This window comes from Komagataeibacter kakiaceti JCM 25156, assembly GCF_000613305.1.
Genome location: NZ_BAIO01000233.1, coordinates 1 through 3,588 on the forward strand (window position 1 = coordinate 1; position 3,588 = coordinate 3,588).

The 3,588-nt window shown below is 65.4% G+C and carries 4 protein-coding genes, 1 tRNA gene and 1 pseudogene; 1 reads left to right on the top strand and 5 read right to left on the bottom strand.

Annotated features, from left to right (window positions below; all coding sequences use genetic code 11):
• The 5 genes and pseudogenes from JCM25156_RS23725 to JCM25156_RS11295 form a co-directional block, all read right to left on the bottom strand.
• A pseudogene (locus JCM25156_RS23725) lies at positions 1-227 on the bottom strand (hypothetical protein); the annotation flags it as partial.
• The gene (gene lptC / locus JCM25156_RS11280) at positions 227-958 is read right to left on the bottom strand and encodes an LPS export ABC transporter periplasmic protein LptC (protein WP_025813155.1); all 732 of its coding nucleotides are present in this window, start codon (positions 956-958) and stop codon (positions 227-229) included. The gene lptC and the pseudogene JCM25156_RS23725, both read right to left, overlap by 1 nt.
• Positions 955-2,010, bottom strand: coding sequence for a KpsF/GutQ family sugar-phosphate isomerase (locus JCM25156_RS11285; protein WP_025813157.1), 1,056 nt, complete (start codon positions 2,008-2,010; stop codon positions 955-957). Before JCM25156_RS11285 ends, lptC begins: the two co-directional genes overlap by 4 nt.
• Positions 2,011-2,057: 47 nt before the next feature.
• The gene (locus JCM25156_RS11290; RefSeq protein WP_025813159.1) at positions 2,058-2,705 is read right to left on the bottom strand and encodes a ribonuclease D; all 648 of its coding nucleotides are present in this window, start codon (positions 2,703-2,705) and stop codon (positions 2,058-2,060) included.
• 248 nt (positions 2,706-2,953) lie between these two features.
• Positions 2,954-3,040, bottom strand: a tRNA-Leu gene (locus JCM25156_RS11295).
• Between the two features lie 220 nt (positions 3,041-3,260).
• Between JCM25156_RS11295 and JCM25156_RS11300 the strand changes: the two genes are divergently transcribed.
• Positions 3,261-3,588 (top strand): saccharopine dehydrogenase NADP-binding domain-containing protein (locus JCM25156_RS11300; RefSeq protein WP_025813161.1); only part of this gene is annotated, 328 nt, incomplete at its 3' end.

Below are 3,588 nucleotides of genomic sequence, written 5' to 3' on the forward strand. Positions count from 1 at the left end.
TAGGCGACCAGACGGTCGGCGCGTACGGTCAGGTCGCCGCGCGTGGCCTGCGCCTGGTCATAGGCGGTGACGGTCTGCGCGTTCTGGTCCCAGTTGAAGCCACCGGCGGCGGTGACATTGATCTGCTGCCCCTGGGACATGTCCAGCCCCTGCGCCAGGGCGGATCCGGCCGCGACCAGTCCGAGCAGGATGCCGCCCAATGGCAGGTGAAGGGTTGCGCGCGCCATCAGTTCGCTTTCTCCGCTGCGTTGAGGACCATACGGCCGGGGCCGCGAAACATCATGATTCCGGCGCGTGTGTCCAGCATGCAGCCCGCCGCGTCCAGCATGCCGATCGGCCCTTCGGCATGGATCCAGCTATCTGACACGATGATGTTGTGGCGCATGTCGATATCCGCGCTGGGGCTGAGCATGATGGTCCCGTCGGTGCGATAGAGCGTCACGTCATGCGTCACGTCCAGCATCTGGCTGTGCTGGATATACACGCCATCGCGCGCCGTGACATACATCCAGTTCCGGTTATCGAGCAATATGTCCGCCGCCGCGTTGGTCAGGTCGATCCGCTCGGGCGGGATCTGGCGCGCCTCGTCGGCCGTGATCATGTAGGGATGGCCGTGATCGTCCAGCCCGCGATAGGTGGGGTTGAGCATGCTGCCGCTTTTTACGCGCACATGGCTCATCTGCGCCATGGTGCCGGTGTGCATGATCACCGCGCGCTCCACGGCGGGCCAGGCGGCGATGGAGCCGAGCAGGACAAGCGCCAGAAGCGGCAGCACCCATTTGGCCGAACGCAGGATCGTCTGCCGCCGCGCGAGGGATTCGGCATCGGGCAGCAGGCGTGCCCGGTCGGACAGGTTGAATATGCTGCGCTGGCGCTCGATATCGGCGGCGCTGCGGGCGTAGTCCTCGCGTTGGATCTGGTTGGGATCGCTTTCCCTGTCCTCAGGCCGTTCGGTCATGCAACGCCGGCGCGCAGCAGGTCATGAAGATGCACGATGCCAACCGGGTGCCCTTCCTCATCCAGCGCGAAGATGCTGGAGATCGGGCGCGGGCGGTCATTCATGATGCGCAGGGCCTCCGCCGCCAGCACATCCGGCCCGATGGTCTGCGGGGCGGGGTTCATGATGTCCGCCGCACAGGTGTTTTCCAGATCCTGCTCCAGCGCGAGGCGGAGGTCACGGTCGGTGATCAGGCCGATCAGCCGGTTGCTTTCATCCACCACGCCCATGCAGCCAAAGGTCTTGCGGGTCATTTCCATGATGACCTGCCGCAGCGGCATGGCGGGATGGCCCAGCGGCATGCGCTTGCCGTAATGCATGAGTTCATGCACGCGCCGCAGCTGCGTGCCCAGGCGGCCACCGGGATGGAACACGCCAAAATCATTGGCGTTGAACCCCCGGCGCTGCAACAGCACGATGGCCAGCGCATCCCCCAGCGCAAGCTGCATGGTGGAACTTGTGGTGGGGGCGAGGCCGATGGGGCAGGCTTCGGGCGCGCGCGGCAGGGGCAGCACGATATCCGCCGTGCGGGCCAGCGTGGAATCCATGCGGGAGGTCATGGCGATGAGCAGCAGCCCGAAGCGGCGGGTATGGGAGATGATGTCGGCCAGTTCCGCCGTCTCCCCGGAATTGGAGATGGCGAGTACCGCATCGCCCTTTTGCAGCATGCCCAGATCCCCGTGCGAGGCTTCCGCCGGATGCACGAAAATGGACGGCGTGCCGGTGGAGGCCAGCGTGGCCTGGATCTTGCGCCCGATATGGCCGGATTTGCCAATCCCCGTCACCACCACCCGCATGTGACCCGACAGGATATGCTCCACCGCCGCGACAAAGGCTGGCCCCAGCCCGTCGGCCGCGTCCGGCCCCGCGCTTTCCAGCGCCGCGATCATGGCCTGAAGCCCCGCGGATTCGGTGCGCAGCACGTTGCACGCCTGTTGCAGCATGTGGCCGTGCGACTGGGCTTCGCTTTCGCCGTTGAGGGCCGTGAAGGAGGGTGAGAGGCTGCTGTTCATGCCCGACCTTATCGTCGTGAAATATCCCGCCTTGACCGGGCGCGCGCTCAGGCGGCCCGGTGGGCGAAAATATCGGGTTCCCCGTATCCAAGGATATCCAGGCGCGCGCGGGCGGGCATGAAGTCGTAACAGGCCTGGGCCAGTTCACGCCGCCCTTCGCGGTGCAGGAGCGCGTCCAGCCTTTCCCACAGGGCGTGCAGGTACAGCACGTCGGACGCGGCATAGGCCATCTGTTCGGGCGTAAGCTCCGGCGCGCCCCAGTCGGAGCATTGCTGCTGCTTGCTCAGTTCCACCCCGATCAGTTCCCGGCACAGATGGGCCAGACCGTGGCGGTCGGTATAGGTACGCACCAGCTTGGAGGCGATCTTGGTGCAGATGACCGGTGCGACGGTAATGTCCAGCGTGTATTGTAGGATCGCCACGTCAAACCGGGCGAAATGCATGAGCTTGGTCAGGTCGGGACGGGTCAGCACACGCACAAGGTTGGGGCAGTCGCCCGCCGTGGCGCCAGCGGGCATCTGGATCAGATGGGCATGGCCGTCCCCGCCGGAAAGCTGGACCAGGCACAGCCGGTCCCGATGCGGGTTCAGGCCCATCGTTTCCGTATCAACAGCGACCGCACCGGAAAAGGTCACATCGGCGGGCAGATCGCCGCGATGGAAGTGGATGCGGTCGGATGTCGGGCTTGCAGCCATCAGGAAAATGCTCCGTCACGATATTCGGTTCACGGTGGCAGGTCTGGAACGCAACCGCAAGCAAGGCAAGCCGTTGCCGTTAGCGTCCCGCCGGATGCCGCCGGGCGGGCCTGTACGTAATCTGTGTATTCGTGGGCGGTTTACACCAATTTGAACCGGCGAACAGGCAAAAAAGATAACGGGACAGTCCCCGAGGGGCTGTCCTGACCGGCCCCCGGAGGGGTGTGGTATCCAGTAATGTAAAGAGATGGTGCCCAGAAGAAGACTCGAACTTCCACGACCTTGCGGCCACAGGTACCTGAAACCTGCGCGTCTACCAATTCCGCCATCTGGGCTCAGAGGTCCCCGACGAAGCCGCCGGGGTGGTGTGAGGGGGTGTTTAGTCTGGCTGGCGGGAGCGGTCAACAGGGTAAATGCATTTTTTTGAAATCAGGCGCGTTTTTTCCGTATCGTCCATGCGGCATGGCGGGGCGGCCGGGAAAATTGACTGTCTCCCGCCGCCGGGAAATGCGAAAAACGTAACGGACAATCACGGCCCCAGTTCAGGAGCAGGCTATGACGCGCAGGGTGGCGACGGTTTTTGGCGGGAGCGGGTTCGTGGGGCAGCCCGTGGTGGGGCGGCTGGCGCGTGCGGGCTACGTGGTGCGCGTGGCGGGGCGCGGGGCCACCATGGCGGCGCAGCTGCGCATGCTGGGCGATGTGGGGCAGGTGGTGCCGGTGGTGGCGTCCGTGACCGATGAGGCGGCCTGCGTCGCCGCGATCGAGGGGAGCCATCTTGTCATCAACCTCGTGGGCATCCTCTCCCCCCCGTGGCGCGGCCACGTTCGAGGCGATCCATGTGGAGGGGGCCGGGCGGATCGCGCGGCTGTGGCGCGGCGTCGGG

Excerpts from the sequence above, each read along its gene's own strand:
- JCM25156_RS11285 (WP_025813157.1), bottom strand. The coding sequence starts at position 2,010 with ATGAACAGCAGCCTCTCACCCTCCTTCACGGCCCTCAACGGCGAAAGC.
- JCM25156_RS11290 (WP_025813159.1), bottom strand. The coding sequence starts at position 2,705 with ATGGCTGCAAGCCCGACATCCGACCGCATCCACTTCCATCGCGGCGAT.
- lptC (WP_025813155.1), bottom strand. The coding sequence starts at position 958 with ATGACCGAACGGCCTGAGGACAGGGAAAGCGATCCCAACCAGATCCAA.